23 protein-coding genes are annotated in these 20,114 nt (G+C 44.9%); all 23 read right to left on the reverse strand.

Annotation, left to right across the window (positions count from 1 at the left end; translation table 11 throughout):
• Window positions 1-11 precede the first annotated feature (11 nt).
• The 23 genes from thpR to yabN all read right to left on the reverse strand — a co-directional run bounded on the left by thpR (window position 12) and on the right by yabN (window position 20,088).
• Window positions 12-569 carry an RNA 2',3'-cyclic phosphodiesterase gene (thpR, locus tag AC25CA_RS12380; RefSeq protein ID WP_486814138.1) on the reverse strand — a complete coding sequence of 186 codons (558 nt, stop codon included), beginning with the start codon at window positions 567-569 and terminating at the stop codon, window positions 12-14.
• Between the two features lie 115 nt (window positions 570-684).
• The gene (lysS, locus tag AC25CA_RS12385) at window positions 685-2,157 is read right to left on the reverse strand and encodes a lysine--tRNA ligase (RefSeq protein WP_486814139.1); all 1,473 of its coding nucleotides are present in this window, start codon (window positions 2,155-2,157) and stop codon (window positions 685-687) included.
• 9 nt (window positions 2,158-2,166) lie between these two features.
• The gene (gene greA, locus AC25CA_RS12390; RefSeq protein WP_486814140.1) at window positions 2,167-2,646 is read right to left on the reverse strand and encodes a transcription elongation factor GreA; all 480 of its coding nucleotides are present in this window, start codon (window positions 2,644-2,646) and stop codon (window positions 2,167-2,169) included.
• Window positions 2,647-2,709: 63 nt separating this feature from the next.
• Complete coding sequence (dusB, locus tag AC25CA_RS12395) at window positions 2,710-3,705, reverse strand: tRNA dihydrouridine synthase DusB (protein WP_486814141.1); 996 nt, start codon at window positions 3,703-3,705, stop codon at window positions 2,710-2,712.
• A gap of 9 nt (window positions 3,706-3,714) precedes the next feature.
• A complete protein-coding gene (locus AC25CA_RS12400) occupies window positions 3,715-4,491 on the reverse strand; it encodes a type III pantothenate kinase (protein ID WP_486814142.1) in 777 nt (258 codons plus the stop codon).
• Complete coding sequence (locus AC25CA_RS12405; RefSeq protein ID WP_486814143.1) at window positions 4,475-5,242, reverse strand: ECF transporter S component; 768 nt, start codon at window positions 5,240-5,242, stop codon at window positions 4,475-4,477. Before AC25CA_RS12405 ends, AC25CA_RS12400 begins: the two co-directional genes overlap by 17 nt.
• A 119-nt stretch (window positions 5,243-5,361) precedes the next feature.
• Window positions 5,362-6,072: a hypothetical protein gene (locus AC25CA_RS12410; protein WP_486814144.1), complete on the reverse strand. Its 711-nt coding sequence runs from the start codon at window positions 6,070-6,072 to the stop codon at window positions 5,362-5,364.
• Window positions 6,073-6,111: 39 nt separating this feature from the next.
• A complete protein-coding gene (locus tag AC25CA_RS12415) occupies window positions 6,112-7,248 on the reverse strand; it encodes a sodium ion-translocating decarboxylase subunit beta (RefSeq protein ID WP_486814145.1) in 1,137 nt (378 codons plus the stop codon).
• A 9-nt stretch (window positions 7,249-7,257) separates the two neighbouring features.
• Window positions 7,258-7,665, reverse strand: a complete 408-nt coding sequence (locus AC25CA_RS12420) for a biotin/lipoyl-containing protein (protein ID WP_486814146.1) — start codon at window positions 7,663-7,665, stop codon at window positions 7,258-7,260.
• Window positions 7,666-7,675: 10 nt separating this feature from the next.
• Window positions 7,676-8,005 carry an OadG family protein gene (locus AC25CA_RS12425; RefSeq protein ID WP_486814147.1) on the reverse strand — a complete coding sequence of 110 codons (330 nt, stop codon included), beginning with the start codon at window positions 8,003-8,005 and terminating at the stop codon, window positions 7,676-7,678.
• A gap of 9 nt (window positions 8,006-8,014) precedes the next feature.
• Entirely contained in the window at window positions 8,015-9,559 is a 1,545-nt protein-coding gene (locus AC25CA_RS12430; RefSeq protein ID WP_486814148.1) for an acyl-CoA carboxylase subunit beta, read from the reverse strand.
• Window positions 9,560-9,568: 9 nt separating this feature from the next.
• The gene (gene mce / locus AC25CA_RS12435) at window positions 9,569-9,970 is read right to left on the reverse strand and encodes a methylmalonyl-CoA epimerase (RefSeq protein ID WP_486814149.1); all 402 of its coding nucleotides are present in this window, start codon (window positions 9,968-9,970) and stop codon (window positions 9,569-9,571) included.
• Complete coding sequence (gene meaB, locus AC25CA_RS12440) at window positions 9,960-10,913, reverse strand: methylmalonyl Co-A mutase-associated GTPase MeaB (RefSeq protein WP_486814150.1); 954 nt, start codon at window positions 10,911-10,913, stop codon at window positions 9,960-9,962. The genes mce and meaB overlap by 11 nt, the downstream gene beginning before the upstream one ends.
• Window positions 10,910-11,314: a cobalamin B12-binding domain-containing protein gene (locus tag AC25CA_RS12445; RefSeq protein ID WP_486814151.1), complete on the reverse strand. Its 405-nt coding sequence runs from the start codon at window positions 11,312-11,314 to the stop codon at window positions 10,910-10,912. The genes meaB and AC25CA_RS12445 overlap by 4 nt, the downstream gene beginning before the upstream one ends.
• A gap of 10 nt (window positions 11,315-11,324) precedes the next feature.
• A complete protein-coding gene (locus AC25CA_RS12450; protein ID WP_486814152.1) occupies window positions 11,325-12,995 on the reverse strand; it encodes an acyl-CoA mutase large subunit family protein in 1,671 nt (556 codons plus the stop codon).
• 166 nt (window positions 12,996-13,161) lie between these two features.
• On the reverse strand, window positions 13,162-15,090 hold the full coding sequence (ftsH, locus tag AC25CA_RS12455; protein WP_486814153.1) for an ATP-dependent zinc metalloprotease FtsH: 1,929 nt from the start codon (window positions 15,088-15,090) through the stop codon (window positions 13,162-13,164).
• Window positions 15,091-15,124: 34 nt separating this feature from the next.
• Complete coding sequence (hpt, locus tag AC25CA_RS12460; protein WP_486814154.1) at window positions 15,125-15,658, reverse strand: hypoxanthine phosphoribosyltransferase; 534 nt, start codon at window positions 15,656-15,658, stop codon at window positions 15,125-15,127.
• A complete protein-coding gene (gene tilS, locus AC25CA_RS12465) occupies window positions 15,642-17,021 on the reverse strand; it encodes a tRNA lysidine(34) synthetase TilS (protein ID WP_486814155.1) in 1,380 nt (459 codons plus the stop codon). Before tilS ends, hpt begins: the two co-directional genes overlap by 17 nt.
• Window positions 17,022-17,071: 50 nt before the next feature.
• On the reverse strand, window positions 17,072-17,557 hold the full coding sequence (locus AC25CA_RS12470) for a S1 RNA-binding domain-containing protein (RefSeq protein ID WP_486814156.1): 486 nt from the start codon (window positions 17,555-17,557) through the stop codon (window positions 17,072-17,074).
• Between the two features lie 70 nt (window positions 17,558-17,627).
• Entirely contained in the window at window positions 17,628-17,945 is a 318-nt protein-coding gene (locus AC25CA_RS12475) for a septum formation initiator family protein (RefSeq protein ID WP_486814157.1), read from the reverse strand.
• A 13-nt stretch (window positions 17,946-17,958) separates the two neighbouring features.
• Window positions 17,959-18,204 carry an RNA-binding S4 domain-containing protein gene (locus tag AC25CA_RS12480; protein ID WP_486814158.1) on the reverse strand — a complete coding sequence of 82 codons (246 nt, stop codon included), beginning with the start codon at window positions 18,202-18,204 and terminating at the stop codon, window positions 17,959-17,961.
• 104 nt (window positions 18,205-18,308) lie between these two features.
• Complete coding sequence (locus AC25CA_RS12485) at window positions 18,309-18,587, reverse strand: HU family DNA-binding protein (RefSeq protein ID WP_486814159.1); 279 nt, start codon at window positions 18,585-18,587, stop codon at window positions 18,309-18,311.
• Window positions 18,588-18,633: 46 nt separating this feature from the next.
• Window positions 18,634-20,088: a bifunctional methyltransferase/pyrophosphohydrolase YabN gene (gene yabN, locus AC25CA_RS12490; protein WP_486814160.1), complete on the reverse strand. Its 1,455-nt coding sequence runs from the start codon at window positions 20,086-20,088 to the stop codon at window positions 18,634-18,636.
• Window positions 20,089-20,114: the final 26 nt, after the last annotated feature.

The following is a 20,114-nucleotide window of genomic DNA, read 5'->3' on the forward strand; positions in this document are numbered from 1 at the left end:
GATTTCCTCCATTATTCTTCAGTCTGCTTGTTCAAATTTGCATGGGTGATGGGACGGTAAACCAATTCTCCATTGACCCGAATACTTTCCATGATAACAATTTGCTCTATATCAATTTCCACATCGTCCAACTTGACTTCTCGCTGTACGGTTTCAAATCCATTGGTCCAGTAGATCCGTCTCGCCAAGGTTACATGGGGACGAAAAGGCATTTTTTCTACAGGAAACCCCTTGCTCTTAAAAGCGCGGTCCAAATGTCTAACCAAGCCACCTAAACCACGTTCTCGCCGAAGGCCGCGAAACAAAATATCGCCTCCGCGCTTGGAAAATCGACCCAGTCCAGTTAGATGGATCTGAAAGGGCGCTACCTTCGCTGCCGTTTCTTCCAAAATCTGTTGAAAGGTTTCTACCATGGCAGGCTCCACTTCTCCAATAAAACGAAGAGTCAAATGAAAATTTTCTTCCTGCATAAAGCGGCCTTTTTCACAATACGCCTGACAGATATCGGCTTCCTTCTTTAATTGTTCCTTGATTGTTTCGGGAAATGCAATTCCAAAAAAGATACGCATAGCGACCTCCTAAACTTCCATTATTGTATCATTTATTTTTACATCTTACCAAATTTCTCAAAGAGTTTAAGAAATTTTTACACAAAAAAGAGGATCGTTTCCGATCCTCTTGCTCTTATTCAATAGGTTTCATGGTTGGAAACAAGATCACGTCCCGAATGCTCGCTTGATTGGTATACAACATCACCAGGCGATCAATGCCGATTCCCAAGCCTCCGGTCGGTGGTAAACCAACTTCCAGAGCATTGATAAAGTCCGCATCATAAGGCTGCGCTTCTTCATCGCCGGCATCCTTCAATGCAACTTGAGCGGTAAAACGCTCCTTTTGATCAATAGGATCATTCAGTTCCGAAAATGCGTTGGCATACTCAGCACCCGAGATAAAGAGCTCGAATCGCTGGGTATATCGTGGATCTTCTGGATCTTTTTTCGCCAAAGGCGAGATCTCCACCGGATGATGAGTCACAAAAGTGGGTTGAACCAAATGGTCCTCGACAAAGGCGTCAAACGCTTCTTCAATCAGAACACCAATAGATTCATGTCCTTCCACATCCAAGTGCAATTGCTTGGCAAGACGCACCGCTTCCACTTGGTCTGTTACCGCATCAAAATCAACACCGGTGTGTTCTTTCACCAAATCCACCATGCGCGCCCGTTTAAAGGGACCCTTTAAGAAAATTTCCTGTCCCTGATAGACAACAGACTCTTTTCCCAATACCTTGTCAGCCAGATAGCCATAAAGATCTTCAACCAATTGCATCACATCTTCATAGTCAGCATAGGCTTCATAAGATTCCAACAAAGTGAATTCCGGATTATGGGTGCTATCCATGCCTTCATTTCTGAATACACGGCTCATTTCATAGACTCGATCAAACCCGCCAACGATCAATCGCTTCAAAGGCAATTCCAAGGCGATGCGTAAATACATAGGAATATCCAAAGAATTGTGATGGGTGATAAACGGTCGTGCCGAAGCACCACCCGCTAGGGTTGACAAGACTGGTGTTTCAACTTCCATATAACCACGGTCGTCATAGAAATCACGAATATGTCTTTGAATCTGCGAACGAACGTAAAATACATTCTTCACTTCCGGGTTCATAATCAAATCAACATAACGTTGTCGATAGCGCAAATCCGGATCTTTCAAACCATGGAATTTTTCTGGTAAAACTTGAAGGGATTTCGATAGAAGTGTCACCTTTTTAGCACGAATTGATACCTCGCCCATTTTGGTTTTAAACACCTCGCCCGTGACCCCGATATGATCACCAATATCAAAGGTTTTCACGTCCGCATAGACGTCTTCCCCCAATAAATCTTTCTTTAAGAACAATTGAACGCGATCCGTGCTGTCCTGTAGATCGTAAAAAGCAACCTTGCCTTGTCCACGCTTTGACATCACGCGACCTGCAACCGTTACTTCATTTCCTTCGATCGTTTCAAAATCAGCCTTCAATTCAGCGGCTTTTGCCGTCACTTCAAACTTCACATGATCAAAGGGATTGCATCCATTTTCTTGGTACTTCTTCAGTTTTTCTCGTCTCACCTGAAGTAATTCATTTAGGTTCTCGACTTGCGACATGCTGGTCTCCTATCTAGAAATCTCTAGGATTTCATACTTTACAATATCTCCATTGGGAACTTCAGCATCTATAAATTCTCCGGCAGAATGACCCAACAAGGCTTTTCCAACCGGGGATTCATTTGAAATTCGATTTTGAAAGGGATCTGCTTCCGTGGATCCAACAACAATATATTCTTCCACTTCATCAAATTCTAAATCTCGAATTTTGACATGACTTCCCACACTCACAACTTGATCATCAATTTCTTCGTCCTTGATGATCTTGGCATGAGCCAACATTTCTTGTAGCTTATAAATGCGTTCTTCCACCTGAGCTTGCTCGTTTTTTGCTGCATCATACTCTGCATTCTCACTCAAATCTCCAAAGCCCTTCGCGATTCGAATTCGCTCAGAAACCTCTCCACGCCTAACATTCTTTAATTCCTTATACTCTGCTTCCAGCTTGATAAATCCTTCTTGTGTTAAAATTACCTCTTTACTTGGCATAAATTTTCCTCCCTTTCGCAGTTTGGCGAAATGTTTACATATAATCAGATTATAGTGAATGAGTCAATTCTTGTCAAGCAAATCATTGTTTTTATTGACTTGCTCCAAATAATTTTCAAATAAGGCTTCCATTTCAAGAAGGGTTTCTGCTTCGTAGGAGCGCACGCGATATTCTGTTGCAAAGGGGCACCCCTTAAGATACCAGCCAAAATGCTTTCGCATTTCAAGGACTGCCGTTCGTTCTCCCTTGTGGCCATGCAGGCCGTGAAGATGCCTTCTCACGACGGCAATTCGTTCTTCTGGCGTAGGCGGTGTCCAAATTTCTCCTTGTAATTCCGCCTTGATCTTTTGAAAAATCCAGGGATTTCCATGGGCGCCCCGCCCAATCATCAATCCGTCCACCTTAGACTCTTGCAATCGTTTCATGGCGATTTCGCCATTTAGAATATCTCCGTTTCCAATCACGGGAATGGAAAGGGCTGCTTTGATCTTGGCAATCTCTTCCCAGTCCGCCTTGCCCTGATAAAACTCAGCACGTGTTCGTCCATGAACAACCAGAAAATCAATACCCGTCGCCTCCATACGTTTAGCGATCTCAATACCCCGCTTTTCTCCCGCTTCCCATCCGATGCGTATCTTTACAGAAACCGGACGATTAGACGCCTTCACAATCGCTTCCACTGCCGCTTGGGCACGGTCCAAATCCTTAACCAAGGCGCTGCCCGCGCCTCCTTTTATAATCTTTGGTGCAGGGCATCCCATATTAAAGTCCAGCACCGCAATATCTTCCCTGGGATTGATAAATCGCTTTGTTACCTCGGAAAGAATATGGGGATCTTCTCCAAAAATTTGCAAAGAGACAGGCTCTTCTTCCGGATGAATCACCATCAAGCGTTGGGATTTTGTGTCTCCATAATACAAGGCCTTGGCACTCACCATTTCGGTGCAAACCAAATCTGCTCCAAATTCACGACAAAGGGCGCGATAGGGCATATCGGTTATCCCCGCCATGGGCGCTAAAAACAAGGGCGTTCCCAACCTTAATTTTCCTATCTTCATCTTCTCCTCCTAGGCTCGGTTGCGATCATAAATAATCTTCAACCCGTCCAGAGTCAAGCGCTTGTCGATCACTTCAATGGTTTCCGATGCCGTAGCGATCATAGAAGCCAAACCGCCTGTCGCCACGACCTTAGCCACAGAACCGCCCAGTTCTTCGATCATTCTCTCTACGATATAATCCACCAAGCCAACCTGGCCGATGGAAATGCCTGATTGAATGCTTTCCGTTGTATTGCGACAAATCACACGATCCGGCATGCGAATTTCAACCTTGGGTAATTTTGCCGTTCCTTCGATCAAGGCATCACTGGCGATTTTAATACCAGGTGCAATGGTTCCCCCCAGATAATCACCCTTTTCGTTGACGGCACAAAAGGTAGTCGCCGTACCAAAATCCACAATCACCAAGGGGCCACCGTATTTTTGGAATGCCGCTACCGCATTGACAATCCGATCCGCCCCCACCTGCTTGGGGTTGTCGTAGTGAATCAGCATGCCGGTTTTGATTCCGGGTCCAACAATCAGCGGACGCATTTCAAAATATTTGATGGTCATGGCTTCCAATGAATACATGATCGGTGGCACAACGGATGAAATGATCACGGCATCCACTGATTCAGGATCCAATCCATCATGCTGAAATAATTGTGTGATCAAAATCCCAAATTCATCGCTAGTCTTCTGACGATCCGTTGCGATTCTCCAAGATTTTTTTAAATAAAGACCTTCTTTTTTATATAATCCGAGGGTAATATTTGTGTTCCCCACGTCAATGACTAATACCATTTGCATCTCCCCTATTCTTTAATAATGCCAAGACCACGTATGTTGATACAATCATACCTACAATCATCTCTGGAACACCATTGGTCATACCAATGGAAATGATCATTTTCCCAGCTGTATCTGGATCTGCCCCAAGGGTTTCAGCAAAGCGTCTCCCATAGAACAAGTAGATCATGGTTAATACACCCAGTGTATTGGTTAGTGTGCCAAAAATCCCAGTCAATGCGATCTCAGCCGCATTTTTTGAAGCAAATCGCCAAACCACAACACCCAAAATCACCAACAAAACCAACAATAGACTCTGGAAAGCCAGGGCTGCTGCTGTTCCAACTTTTAATAAATCTACCCATCCCTTAATCAAATATGCCATCGCCCCTAACCACATCAGACTAGAAACGACTAGCGTACCTTTCTGCCCAATCTTTGAAAATCCTCGATAGACATAGTAAGAAACCACCCCGATTAAAATCCTGGGCAGTACCGACACCAAGGGATTCAAAAACACAAAGGAAATTGGAGTTGGATTCGTAACGGCTTGAAAGATACTAAACAGACCAAAAATCAAACCGACAATTGCGCCGACAATCGGTCCTTCCAAGATCGCACCGATAATCACCGGTATATGCATAATGGTTGCCCGCGTTGGTCCGATGGGGATAAAACCCAAGGGCGTCAGTCCCAAGACCATGGAAATCCCGCCTAGTACACCAATAATAGCCATTCTTCGTGTTGTTAACCACTTCTTATTCATTTTTTCTCCTTTCGCTTCGGTTCCGAAGATACCGCGCTACGAATTATTGTAGATCAAAAAACGATAACCATCTAGTGCTTTCGCTCCCATTGATTATCGTCCTTATTATATGAGTATTTTTACTTGCTTGCAACGTCAAGATATTGGATTGCCTTGATTTTTTTCCCGAAAACTCGAATCTTTCGTCCTGAGTCTTGTTTGACGATCAAATCGCCTTGATCGGTAATTTCTTGCACGTGTCCCTCAATCTCTCGGTCAACGAGGCTAAATTTCAGTTTGCGATTGATCAGATTCGATGCAGTCCGATAGGCGTCCAAGCACCCTTGATGGTTTCCCTCGCGCATGCTTTGATCCGCAAGATCCAAGGCTGATAAACATTCCTTAAGAAAGGCTTCCTGTTCATCCTCGGACCAGGTCTCGCCAAAGTCGAATTCTACCGATACAATCACATATACCCATCTGTCCTTAATCTTTTGAACCAAGCAATTCGCTAGTCCAAAGACAAGACCGTCTCGAACAAAGGAATATGGCCAGCGAAAACTTGCTTGAAAGGCTTCTAGCACCGAAGCCATGGCCCCCATCATCACGGGTTCCACTTCCTGTTTTTCCTTGAAAGGAAGGGTCTCTGGCTTTAAAACGACACCGAAACTACAAGGGTGATCAAATACACCCAGGTTTGTTCGAATCCGATCAGCAAAGATCACCGTTCCATCGATCCCTTTTACCCCCTGCATCGATCGACATTTTTCCGTCATAGAATCCAGAGTATCGTAGTAAACCACGGACTGGCCGACCCGATGAATAGGTTGTTTTAGGTCAAATTTTCTCATGTCGTGCTCCTCTCGTTCCTCATTATATCATGGAGAGAACTAAGAGAAAAGATTCAAGAGAATTCCAGCTGCAACAGCCGACCCGATTACCCCTGCCACATTAGGACCCATAGCATGCATCAATAGGAAGTTGGACGGATTCTCCTCTTGCCCTACCTTTTGCACAACACGCGCCGCCATAGGTACCGCAGAGACGCCTGCAGCCCCAATCATCGGATTCACTTTCCCGCCGGAGGTTTTGTACATGATTTTTCCAAAGAGCACACCCGCAGCTGTGCCAACAGAGAAAGCCATTAGTCCCAGTACGATAATCGCCAATGTTTTCACATCCAAGAAGACTTCCGCACTTGCTTTCGCTCCAACAGTTACCCCCAAAAGAATGGTTACAATCGGCATCAAAGCTTTATTCGCTCCATCCACCAACAAGGGAACACGATTAGATTCCTTCAGTAAATTACCCAGCATCAACATCCCGATCAAGGGTGCTGCCGACGGCAGTAAAAGAACCGTAAAAAGGGTCACAAAGATTGGGAAAATAATCTTCTCCCGTTGTGATACCGGTCGCAATTGTTCCATCTTCACCTGGCGTTCTTCCTTGGTTGTCAGAGCACGAATGATAGGCGGTTGAATAATCGGTACCAAAGCCATATAGGAATAGGCCGCTAAAGCGATGGGACCCAAAAGATCAGGAGCAAGCTTGCTTGTCAAATAAATTGCTGTCGGCCCATCTGCTCCACCGATGATTCCGATTGCTGCTGCAGCTTTCGCTGTAAATTTTAAGGCTTCCACACCCATGCCACCCAACAAGATAGCGCCGATAAAAGCAAAAAAGATTCCGAATTGTGCTGCCGCGCCCAACAAAATGCTCTTTGGGTTGGCAATTAATGGTCCAAAATCGGTACTGCTACCTACACACAGAAAGATCAATGGCGGATAAATGCCCAATTTTGTACCATAGTATAAATAATGTAAAAGATTTCCTTCCTCCATCAAATTGGCACCTGGCAGATTAACCAAGAGCATGCCAAATGCAATAGGAATCATCAAATAGGGTTCATAGCCCTTTCGAATCCCTAAATAAAGGAACCAACACGCCAATCCCAGCATAAAAACACTGCCAAGATCCAACTGATAAAAGCCCGTGCTTATCCAGAAAGCTTGTAAAATTCCACCCATTCCGATCACCTACTCCAAATCCAACAGGGGTGCGTCCAATTGCACATTCTGTTGTTCTTTGACATAAATGCGACCTACAATTCCATCATTGGGTGCTACAATTTCATTTTCCATCTTCATCGCTTCGAGAATGCATAAAACGTCTCCCCGCTTCACCGATTGATTCTCTGCAACTACAAGCTTAAGAATCGTTCCCGGCATTGGGGCTTTGATGGAAGTTGCTCCTGCTGATGCAACCGGCGCAACGTGCGGTGTCTGTGCAGGTTTAGGGGCTTGTGCTCTTTCTTTTTGCTGAATAACTTGTGCAGCTGGTCTTTTCAACGGCTGTTCTATCGATTGTGTCGCTTGTCCCCCAACAAGTTCTTCAACTTCTACCTCGTATGCTACTCCATTCACTGTAATTCGATACTGTTTCATCGGACTCCTCCTATACGTTCCCTTGATTTTGCCACATGATTTGTGTCTCTCCCACACGTCGGATCTTGCGGATCCGAATTGGATAAGAGGCGGTCTGATTGGCAAGAATTGCTGCGGTAATCACAGCAATTAATGCGGGATCATCCTGGGGTTGATCTTCTTCTGCAAGCGGTATTTGAGCAGCTGTAGCCACCGGCACCGCTTCTGGTTTAGGATCCGAAAAAAGCTTTTCGAAATAACCTAATAGAAATGCAATCGTTGCCAAGACTACAAAAACGACCCCCATGCTTAATAGGGTAACAAACAAGGCTTGGCTCATGCTAATGTGTTCTCCAAACATGTTTTCCTCCTATAATGGGCAATTGCCGTGTTTTTTTGCCGGATGTTTTTCTTGTTTTGTCTGTAGCATATCCAATGCGCTAATTAAACGTTGCCTTGTATATTGTGGTTCAATGATATCGTCCACCATGCCACGTTGTGCCGCCACATAAGGGTTTGCTACCGTTTCCCGATATAAATCAACCTTTTCCTGGCGAACCATAGCCGGCTGATCTGCTGCTTCAATCTCTTTTCTGAAAATAATATTCGCCGCTCCTGCAGGTCCCATCACAGCAACCTCAGCATTGGGCCATGCCAATACCAAATCGGCGCCCAAGGACTTGCTGCTCATGGCTACATAAGAACCGCCATACGCTTTTCTCAAAATCACTGAAATTTTTGGCACAGTGGCCTCACTATAGGCATAAAGCAATTTTGCGCCATGGCGAATGATGCCTCCGTATTCCTGTTGAATCCCCGGTAAGAAACCAGGCACATCAATAAAGGTCACCAATGGAATCTGGAAAGCATCGCAAAAACGAATAAACCGTGCGGCCTTGTCCGAGGCGTCAATATCCAATGTGCCCGCCAAATGTTTTGGCTGATTGGCGACAACGCCTGCAACCATACCACCAATGCGAACAAATCCCGTTACGATATTTTTCGCAAAATAGGGCTGAACCTCCATAAAACTGTCATGATCAGCGATGGTTTCAATAACAATTTTCACATCATAAGGCTTATTGGGATTTTCAGGCATTTGTTCATTCAAACTTGGGTGAAATTTATTGATGCTGAAGCCCTCGGTACAAGGCGGCTTCTCCGTATAATTCGACGGCAAATAGGAAAGCAAGCGCTTGACTTGATCCAACGTTTCCTCGTCGCTGTTGGCCATAAAATGCGCTACACCACTCTTGGTGTTGTGACTCATGGCTCCGCCTAATTCCTCGGCACTTACAGTCTCTCCCGTTACGGTTTTAATCACCTGGGGACCAGTAATAAACATCTTTGAGGATCGATCCACCATAAAGATAAAATCCGTCAAGGCCGGTGAATAAACAGCCCCACCTGCGCAGGGGCCCATAATCACCGAAATCTGAGGGATCACACCACTGGCTATGGTGTTGTTGTAAAATATTTCTCCGTATCCGGAAAGAGCATCAACGCCCTCCTGAATACGAGCACCACCCGAATCATTCAAGCCAATTAAAGGCGCGCCCATCTTCATAGCAAGTTCTTGAATATTCACAATCCGCTTGGCATGCATTTCACCTAAGGAACCACCAAACACGGTAAAATCTTGAGCAAATACATAAACAAGACGGCCTGCGACTGTTCCGTATCCAGTAACAACGCCTTCACCTGGCGCTTCCTTGGACTCCATGCCAAAGTTTGTGCAGCGGTGCTTAACAAAGGCGTTCAATTCAATAAAACTGCCTGCATCCAACAAATAGGCAATCCTCTCCCGCGCGGTCAACTTCCCTTGCGCATGCTGCTTTTCGATTCGTTTTTCGCCGCCGCCAAGTTCCATTCGTTTTCGTTCTGATTGATACCGTTCCATCATGGATTTTGTCATCGTCTTCCCCTATTCTCGCTCCGTCAATTCAACCAAAACACCACCCGTGCTCTTGGGATGGCAAAAAGCAATCTTTGCTCCGCCAGCGCCGTAACGCGGCACTTGGTCAATCATTCGAATGCCTTTTTCTTTCATCTCGCGAATCGCTTCTTCGATGTTCTCTACGCGCACGGCCAAATGCTGAACGCCTTGTCCCCGCTTATCAATATAGCGGGCGATGGGACCCTCTGGATCCGTCGATTCCAAAAGCTCGATTTCAGTATCGCCTATGGGTAGAAACGCGACCTTAACATGCTGGTCTTCAACCACTTCTGTTCCCGTCAAATCCAAACCCAGGGTTTCTTGATAAAAATGTAATGATTCCTCTAAATTCTTGACTGCAATGCCGATATGATCAATCTTACTTACCATGTTTCCCCTCCTTGATCCATGACCGTAATATTTCTTCGCCTCGTTCCCGCGGCGATTGATTGCGTTGGTAGACTCTGTTCAATTTCCATTGATCCAATTCTTTCTTGAGCATGACTTCTAGCTCACCCCGCATAAAATATAGAATCTCATTGCGGGCTTGCTCTTTTCTCCTTGTTTCCCATTGTCCGTTTTCAATTTGATCCCTTCGATGCTTGATGATTCCCTCCACGACCGATTCGATTCCTTCCGCTCGATTAGAACCCGCCATACTAGCCGTTACAGGGTACACCAATGGAATCACCTTTCGGCGTTGATCGGTAGCGAGCATCATTTCAATCTCTGTTTTCGCCCGAACCGCTCCATCCAAATCATACTTGTTGATGATGAACAAATCACCAATTTCCATGACCCCAGCCTTGATCGCCTGGATATCATCGCCCAATCCCGGCACCAGAACCATCAGTACCGTATCCGCATTTTGAACAATCTCAACCTCCGATTGTCCAACCCCAACGGTCTCAACAAAGATCACATCACAACCGAATGCATCCAGAATTTGTATCACGCCAGCTGTCGTCTTTGACAAGCCACCCAAGTGACCTCGGGTCCCCATGCTTCGAATAAATACACCTTGGTCTTCATAGAGGCTCTTCATGCGAATGCGATCCCCTAGAATCGCACCTCCCGTAAAGGGACTCGTGGGATCCACTGCAATGATCCCCACACGCTTGTCCTGGGCGCGAAAGGCTTCCGCCAATCGTGTTGTCAGGGTACTCTTTCCACCCCCTGGCGGACCCGTTATGCCTACTACATGGGCAGATCCCGTATGGGGATAGATCTCGCTTAAAATTTCTTTGGCGCATGCGTGCTCATTTTCAACCTGGGTAATCAGCCTCGCACAATCGCGCCGGCTTCCCATAAGCATCGCTTCGACCGCTTTCATTCTTCTAAATCCCGCTTCAGATTACCTTGGATAAAGGAAACCACGGTTTCTGTTGTCGTTCCTGGTGTAAATACAGCTTCAATTCCCTGGGTCTTTAAATTAGGAATATCTGTCTCCGGAATTACGCCGCCGCCCAAGATCAAAACATCCTCGACACCCTCGGCTTTCAAACCGTCTGCTACCTTTGGCAAGAGATGATTATGAGCGCCTGAGAGAATGCTCATTGCCACCACATCAACATCTTCATCCACTGCTGCGCGAATAATTTGCTCCGGTGTCTGTCTGAGTCCTGTGTAAATGACTTCCATTCCTGCATCGCGAAGGGCTCTGGCTATCACCTTTGCACCTCGATCATGGCCATCCAAACCCGGTTTTGCTACTAATACTCGTATCGGTCTCATCCTGCTCCTCCTACAAACGAACGTGCTGTTCGTACTCGCCAAACACGTCACGCATTACATCAGAAATTTCCCCAAGGGTTGCATAGGTTCGTACTGCCTTTAAAATAGCTGGCATGGTATTTTCAGTGCCCTGGCATACTACCTTTAATTCAGCCAAGGCTTCTTCTACCATAGCTTGATCCCGTTCTGCTTTCATAATATGAAGAGCGGTAACCTGACGCTTCTCTACCACCGGATCGACACGCAAAAGATCCTTTGGCGCCTCTTCCTCCATCTGATATTGATTGACGCCCACAACAACCTGATCACCGGATTCAATATCCTTTTGAGCCGCATAAGCGGCATCCGAGATAGCTTGCTGAATAAAGCCCAGATCAATGGCGCGCGGGGCTCCCCCCAAGTCGTCAATCTTCTCGATCAAGGCAAAGGCTTCTTTTTCTATAAGATTGGTTTTTTCTTCGATATAGTAGGATCCCGCCAAGGGATCAACAGTCTGTGTGATGCCACTTTCATGAGCAACAATTTGTTGCGTTCTCAGGGCAATGCGCACCGAATCTTCCGTTGGAAGCGCCAAGGCTTCATCGCGAGAATTGGTATGCAGACTCTGGGTCCCCCCCAGAATTGCGGCTAAGGTTTGAATTGTCACCCGAACAATATTATTATCCGGTTGCTGTGCCGTTAAGGTCGATCCCCCGGTCTGTGTATGAAATTTCATCATCATAGATTTTGGATTTTTTGCACCAAATCGCTCTTTCATAATCTTTGCCCACATTCTTCGAGCCGCACGATACTTGGAAACTTCTTCCAATAAATCATTGTGCGCATTAAAGAAAAAGGATAATCTTGGTGCAAATTCATCAATATCCAGTCCCGCTTGAAGGGCCGATTCCACATAGGCAATTCCATCTGCCAGGGTGAAGCCAACCTCTTGTGCCGCCGTTGAACCGGCCTCTCGAATATGATAACCCGAGATGCTGATGGTATTCCATTTTGGCACCTCTTTAGAACAGTATGCAAAAATATCTGTAATCAGTCGCATAGAGGGTTCCGTTGGATAGATATATGTTCCCCGGGCGATATATTCTTTCAAGATATCATTTTGAATGGTTCCCCGCAATTGATCCGCTGAAACGCCTTGCTTTTCGGCCACTGCGATATACATGGCAAGAAGAACCGCTGCTGGCGCGTTAATGGTCATGGATGTACTCACACGATTCAATGGGATTCCATCAAAAAGTCGTTCCATATCAGCAAGAGAATCAATGGCAACACCCACCTTGCCAACTTCGCCAGCCGCTAATGGATGATCGGAATCATATCCAATCTGCGTCGGCAGGTCAAAGGCAACAGACAATCCTGAAGAACCTTGAGAAACCAGGTACTTGTATCTTGCATTGGATTCCTCTGCCGTTGCAAAACCAGCGTACATGCGCATGGTCCACAATCGACCCCGATACATAGTCGGCTGCACCCCTCGCGTAAACGGGTACTGGCCAGGAAAGCCAATCTCCTCTAGATATTGATCCTCTCCATCCATGGGTGTGTAAAGTCGTTCCACCGGTTCTCTGGATCCAGTTACAAAGCTTTCTTTTCGCTCTGGAAAGCGATCTGTTACTTTCTTAACGGTAGTGTCTTCCCATCGTTCCCGTTCGGTTTGCACCTGTTTCTTCCAATTCTCCATTCTCTTCCTCCCGCTTAGTGCGATATTCACCTCTAGCCTACAAGAAAACGATGTCATATGCAAGTTTTATTGCAGTATTTTTGATTTTTTACGAAAACATCATAATTTATGAATGAATAATTGCAAGAAAACACCCTAAGCTGTCGCCTAGGGTGTCTCATTCTTCCTATTCTTCATCAATTTCCATTGCAGTTGTAAAGGCTGGATCCCCGATTGGATCCTGATTTGAACCTTCTACTTTCAGTTCTTTCTTCTCTGGTTTGGCCTCCGTCGCACTCGCAACAGGTAGGGCTTCCCCTTCGTTGAAAATTGCACTGAACTCGTCGGCCGTTATGGTTTCCTTCTCGAGAAGCAGATCTGCAACCGCATGAACCTTATCCATATGATCCGTCAGCAATTGACGGCATATACGATAGGCTTCATCAACAATTTGACGCATTTCTTTATCAATCTTTGAAGCCGTTTCATCACTATAGTCTTGAGACCTTGCGATATCACGCCCCAAAAAGACTTCATTGGATTCTTTACCGTAAGTCATTGGACCCATTTCATCATTCATTCCATAATGAGTGACCATGGCTCTTGCCGTAGCGGTTACACGTTCAATATCATTTGAAGCACCCGTGGAGATATCGTCCAAGACCAGTTCTTCCGCAACACGTCCACCCAATAAGACCACCAATTGCTCTTCCATATCTCGCTTGGAAATAAATCGCTTGTCCTTGTCTGGTAAATGCATGGTAAATCCACCTGCGCTTCCACGCGGCATAATCGTAACCATATGCACCTTGTCTACATGAGAGAGATATTGACTAACAACGGCATGACCCGCTTCATGGAAGGCCACCAGTCGATTTTCTTCCGCAGATCGAACATGGCTCTTTTTCTCCGGACCAGCAATTACTTTGGTAATGGCTTCCTCGGCAACTCGCATGGGAATCTCTAGCAGGTTTTCACGCGCTGAAAGGAGCGCCGCTTCATTTAAGAGATTCTCTAAATCAGCCGGTGTAAAACCAATGGTTCGCTTGGCCAATGTTTTCAAGTTGATATCCTTGTGCATCGGTTTGTTACGGCAATGAACTTTTAAAATTGCCTCTCGTCCCTTGATGTCTGGAATACCTACCCGCACCTGACGGTCAAAGCGACCTGGGCGGAGAATAGCAGGATCTAAAATATCCGGACGATTTGTTGCTGCCATAACAATCACGCCTTCATTCACACCAAATCCATCCATTTCTACCAATAATTGATTTAGGGTTTGCTCACGTTCATCGTGACCACCACCAACACCGGCGCCACGACGGCGTCCAACTGCATCAATTTCATCAATAAAGATAATACATGGAGAATTTTTCTTTGCTTGCTCGAAGAGATCACGAACACGTGAAGCACCCACCCCGACAAACATTTCGACAAAATCGGACCCACTGATGCTAAAAAATGGAACGCCAGCTTCTCCAGCTACCGCTTTTGAAAGATAGGTTTTCCCCGTTCCCGGAGGACCAATCATTAATATCCCTTTTGGAATGCGGGCACCCAATTGAATATATCGCTTTGGATGACTAAGGAAATCAACAATTTCCGCCAATTCTTCCTTTTCTTCTTCCAAACCTGCCACATCGGCAAAACTCACATTGGTAGAACCCGATTCAACCATACGTGCCTTAGACTTGCCAAAATTCATGGCACCTTTTCCACCGCCACCCTGAGATTGACGCATAAAAAGATACCAAATTACCGCGAAAAAACCGACCATCAAAAGTGGAGACAAAATCGTCAACCATAAAGGATCACCCTGGGGTTGCCGCACCACCAGATTCACATCACTACCTTCTAAATTCAATGAATCGTAATAGTCTTTATCAAAATCTGGAATACTGGCAGTCACATTGGTCCCGTCAACCAAGGTTCCCTGAACCTCATCACCTACTGCTACCAAATCGCCATCGACTTCTCCCGCTTCGATTTTCTCTAACAAGACATTATAACTTAATTCTTCTGCTGCTTCAAACTGATTGCTGGTCATGGAAGCGATCAAAATAATCACTAAAAAGACCAACAGATACATTCCAACTCCTCGAAAATACTTCGGCATTGTCATCACCTCCTGAAAATTCTGCGTTTATGCTTTATTCATAGACCGATGGGTCTAAAATTCCAATATAGGGCAGATTTCGATATTTTTCTGAATAATCCAATCCATATCCCACCAAGAATCCGTCAGCTACAACGAATCCCGTATAATCAAAAGTGTGACCCGTTGTTTGTCCTTCTCTTTCCAAAAGTGCACAGACTTTCAACGAAGCTGGTTCGCGTTCCTTAAGGATCCGAAGCAAGTACTTCAAGGTCAAACCACTATCAATAATGTCTTCTACGATCAATACATTTCTACCCTCAATACTAGAATTCAAATCTTTTACAATTTTTACAATTCCAGAAGATTCCGTTGAGTTGCCGTAGCTAGAAACTGCCATAAAGTCCATCTCAAGAGGACGATCAATCGCCTTAACCAAATCACTCATAAAAAGAACGGCGCCTTTTAATACACAGATTACCATCAAGTCTCCATCCGGATAATCCTTAGTGATTTGAGCACCCAGCTCACTCACTCTTTTTTGCAACACTTCTTCTGACAATAATACCTCTTTAATATCCCTCTTCATGATGTCCTCCTTCAAAACGCCTCCAAGAGATACGCAACACGCGCGCTCCCGCTTGAGGACGTTCAACACATTTCCTCTGACCAGCAATCCATAAGATTTGGTCGTTAACTGCCAGTAATGGCCAGGATACTCGTTGATGCTGCGGGATCTTCTCATCAATCCAAAACCGCTTCAACTTTTTTCTGCCCTGTTTTTGTGGCAAGAAAAACCAGTCCCCCGACTGCCTTGTCCGCCAAAATAAGCTGCTCTTTATTTTATCATAATCGATTTCAATGGTAAATGGATCTGAAGCTTCTTGTGCATTTTTTTCCCACTCCGCATAGACAATTCCCCCCGGTACTCGGGTTTCGCCTGGAACACATAAGGAAATTGAAAAGGGTTGTTCCTTTTCTCCCACGCCCCAATAAATCGCTTGACTTCCAATCAAAAAGCCTCGATTCATTGAAAATTGAAATAGGTTTCCCGTCTGTCCTTGGCGAATCAACTTGATTGCCTGCTGGATCTGACTACTTGTTACATCTTTTCGACTACCAAATTGCTTTTCCAATGCAAGAAAAAGCACACGGGAAAGGATCGGCAATTCCATGGATTTAAGCAAATCACGATTTAAAGCAATGCCACCTGCCTCAAAAACTACGGCTTGGGTAAAGGCCTGTTGAGCCATAAACTGCAGGTAGTCATCATCCTGGGCAATGAGCTCACTGGTCTGTACAATCCGGTCAACCACCCCTTGGTCAAAGCGATTTTCGAGCAGGGGAATCAGTTCATGCCGAATCCAATTACGCGTATATACTGTGGATTCATTGGTCTTGTCAATAAAATAGGCAATGTTCTTTTCCCGGCATGCCGCAAGGATTTCCTCTCGTTTCCACTCATGCAAAGGACGCAAAACCGGTGCTTCAATCGCTGGAATACCGCGCAATCCCCGAGCACCCGCACCGCGAAACAGATGAAACAAAATGGTTTCCACCTGATCGTTCCGATGATGGCCTGTCAAAATCCAACCAGGATTTTCCTTACGGATTGAGGCAAAAAACTCATATCGCAAATTCCGTCCCGCTTCCTCAAGAGTTAAGTGATGTTCTGCCGCAAAGGCCGCACACGCCACTCGCTTTGAATAAAAAGGAATCTTTCGCGCTTGGCATAAGATGCGTAAGGCTTCCTCTTCCTGATTGGCCTCATCTCTCAATCCATGATTCAGATGTGCAGCAAGTACCGGAAATCCACCCCCTGCAGCGGCCATACAGGTCAACTCCAGCAGAAGTGCAGAATCCGGTCCTCCAGATAAAGCGACAATGGCGCATTGATCTTCCTTAATTTGATTTTGAATCCATTGAATGGTTTGGCTTGCTTTTTTCATCATGATTTTTCACCTCAAAATACAAATGGAAAAAACCGGAAAAATATCCGGTTTTAATCACGAGTTTGATACCCACGCTTTGTTCGCGTAGGTTTCTTTTTAAATTCATTTCGCTCATTGCTGTCTTTAAGGTAAGCTTCTAATTTATCTTCAAAAGTCGCAGGTTTATACTCACGATTTCGAGGGGGAAATGGTTTCTTTCCCTGTGGTTTTCTACTAAAATTACGTTCTCCTGACGGTTTTCCGTTCGGCCTGCCTGTCGGCTTAGCCGATGGTCTTCCTTCACTAGGTTTCCGCTCCGGTCGCTTTTCAGTTTGTCGAATCGACAAACTAATCTTCCCGTCATTGCCAATGGTTAATACTTTTACCTTGACTTTGTCACCCACTTTATACAAGCCAGACAATTCCTCTATGTATTGATAGGATACCTCAGAAATATGAACCAATCCTGATTTAGGTGCTCCAACATCAATAAATAATCCGAATTTTGCGACCCCTGTTATAACACCTTCAACAATCTCATTCTCTTTCAGCTGCATAAAAATGCGACTCCTCCTTATTAGTGTGTACCACGTATGACTATGAGTATAGGTGATGAAAGCGATTCTGTCAATTTTTAAAGAGCGCTTCCATTGGATCTTCCGTCTCCGTTCGGTCTTGATCCTTATAAATCAATTCATTGTCTCGTACCATTCCATAAAACCGTGCCATCTTTTCAACAAATTCGGGATCATTCTTTGCACCAAGTAAATCCTCACGAATATGGATTCTTTCCTTAATTCGAATAATTTCCTTCGACTTATCTTCCTGGATTTTTTCCAATTCTTCCATGCGAATTTGATGGCGACCCAAAGCCGTCATCACTCCCGTTCCAAACAACAATACCAAGATGAGGAGAAGAACACTTTTTCCTATCCATCCTCGCATGAAAGGTCTCCTTTCAGTCACCAATTACCTCATACATAGTCTCGGCCGTTTGCTTGGTCGCATGATCCAAACAAAGCATAACCTCCACAGTCAACACCTTCGAACCCAATCGCAACTCAATGCGGTCACCTGGTACAACTTCCGTTCCCGGCTTCGCTTTTCTTTCATTGACTAAAACACGTCCCTGATCGCAAGCCTCTTTGGCTACAGTCCTCCGCTTGATAATTCGTGCATTTTTTAAATATTTGTCAATTCTCATTTTTTGTCCCCTTTGCCTGTATTCTTCTTTATTCTACGAAACATTTGCAATAAAAGTCAAATAAAAAAACCAGGCTAGCCTGGTTTTCTTACTAAGTATAAGGACTATTTGTTTACTTTCGCTTTCAAAGTCTTACCAACTTTGAAAACAGGTGCTTTCGATGCAGGAATTTGAATCGATTCCGCTGGGTTCCTTGGGTTACGACCTTCACGTGCTTTACGCTCACGAACTTCGAATGTACCAAATCCAACCAATTGAACTTTTTCTTCCGCAATTAACGCTTCCTCTACGCTCTCAATGAATGCATTCAAAGCTGCTTCTGAATCTTTTTTGCTTAAACCACATTTGTCTGCCATTTTAGCAATGAGTTGTGCCTTGTTCATCGATAAACCCCTCCTCAACTTTATATGAATCAGTAAAACTGAATCATTACTCTTCCTGCTTGCATTTATCCCAAAGCGCATCCAAGGCTTCCAAACCCAGAGTTTCCATTTCTAAGCCTCTTTTTTCCGCTTCGTTCTCCATCCAGCTGAATCGACGAATAAACTTATCCGTAGCCCGTTTCAGCGCAAGCTCGGGATGGATCTTGTAAAAACGTGAAACGTTGACAATCGCAAAGAGCAAATCGCCAAATTCCATCTCCATTTCATCGGTTTGATTCAATCGAAGAGCCTCTTGGAATTCTTCAAGTTCCTCCTGCAATTTTTGCATGGGACCCTGAGCATCCGGCCAATCAAAACCAATCTCCGCCGCCTTTTTCTGAACCTTTCGACTCCGAACAAGCATTGGCAAAGCTTCAGGCAATTCTTTCATTCGCTGTGATTGAACCCGTTGCGACTTTTCGTCTGCTTTGATCTCTTCCCAGCGCTTGAGAACACCATCCGTAGTTTGAATCGATTCCCCCGCGAAAACATGCGGATGACGTCGAATCATTTTCTCGCAGATTCCGGTCGTTATGTCCAAAAGGGTAAAAAAACCGTCTTCTTCCGCAATCAAGCCGTGAAATACAATCTGCAACAATACGTCTCCTAGTTCTTCTTCTAGATTCGTATCATCTTGTTGGTTAATTGCTTCGATCACCTCATAGGCTTCTTCTAGCAAATTAGCTCTCAAAGATTCATGGGTTTGTTCCCGATCCCATGGGCAACCGCCCGGACTTCTCAATCGCTCAATTATGGCAATCAGGTCTCGAAAACCAAAGCGTGTTTGATCCACAACCTTCGGCACATACACCGATGTTAAATGAGAACACTTCACTTGATAAAGGTTCATCAAAGAAATACGTTGAACCTTCTCTGATGGATCCATGGGATGATCAATCACCAACACTTCTTGTTCATCGCCATAACTTTCCGTCAGCTGAACGCCAAGCTCTGACAACAATCCTTCATCGTCAATATTGGTGATCAGGATCCCTTGTTGGAAATCAATCATTCGAGAATCAAATTGCGAAGCTTCAATAATTTGACATCCTTCTGAAAAATCTTGTGCAATTACGGTCATTGCAGCATCAATCTGGCTGATTCCACCAAGAAATTCTATCCTTATTTTATCCTTCAAATCCGATGAAGTCAACATTTTCACGACGTTTTCACCAAAAATTGGATGTCCTAGAACAAAGTAAAAGAGATTTTCTTGTTTTTGTCCTTCTTCTAGGAGCTTTTGATAGATTTTATCCTCGACTTCTGCCAAGGAATCCAACTCTTCATAGAAGTTGTCGAAACTCGTCAATATGACTCCAGCCTCCACTGCCGCCTCGGCAACTGGATGCTTAAGCGTGCGAAAAAACTTCTTGCCCTCTGTTTCAAACAAAGCGCGATATGCAGCAACAGTCATATCATCGATCCGTCCAGGCCCTAGACCCACTATCGTAATCGTATTCATAAAATCCCTCCTTTTCTCAGTATACT

The sequence above is a fragment of the Gottschalkiaceae bacterium SANA genome (genome assembly GCA_036323355.1).
Lineage (GTDB): Bacteria > Bacillota > Clostridia > Tissierellales > GPF-1 > GPF-1.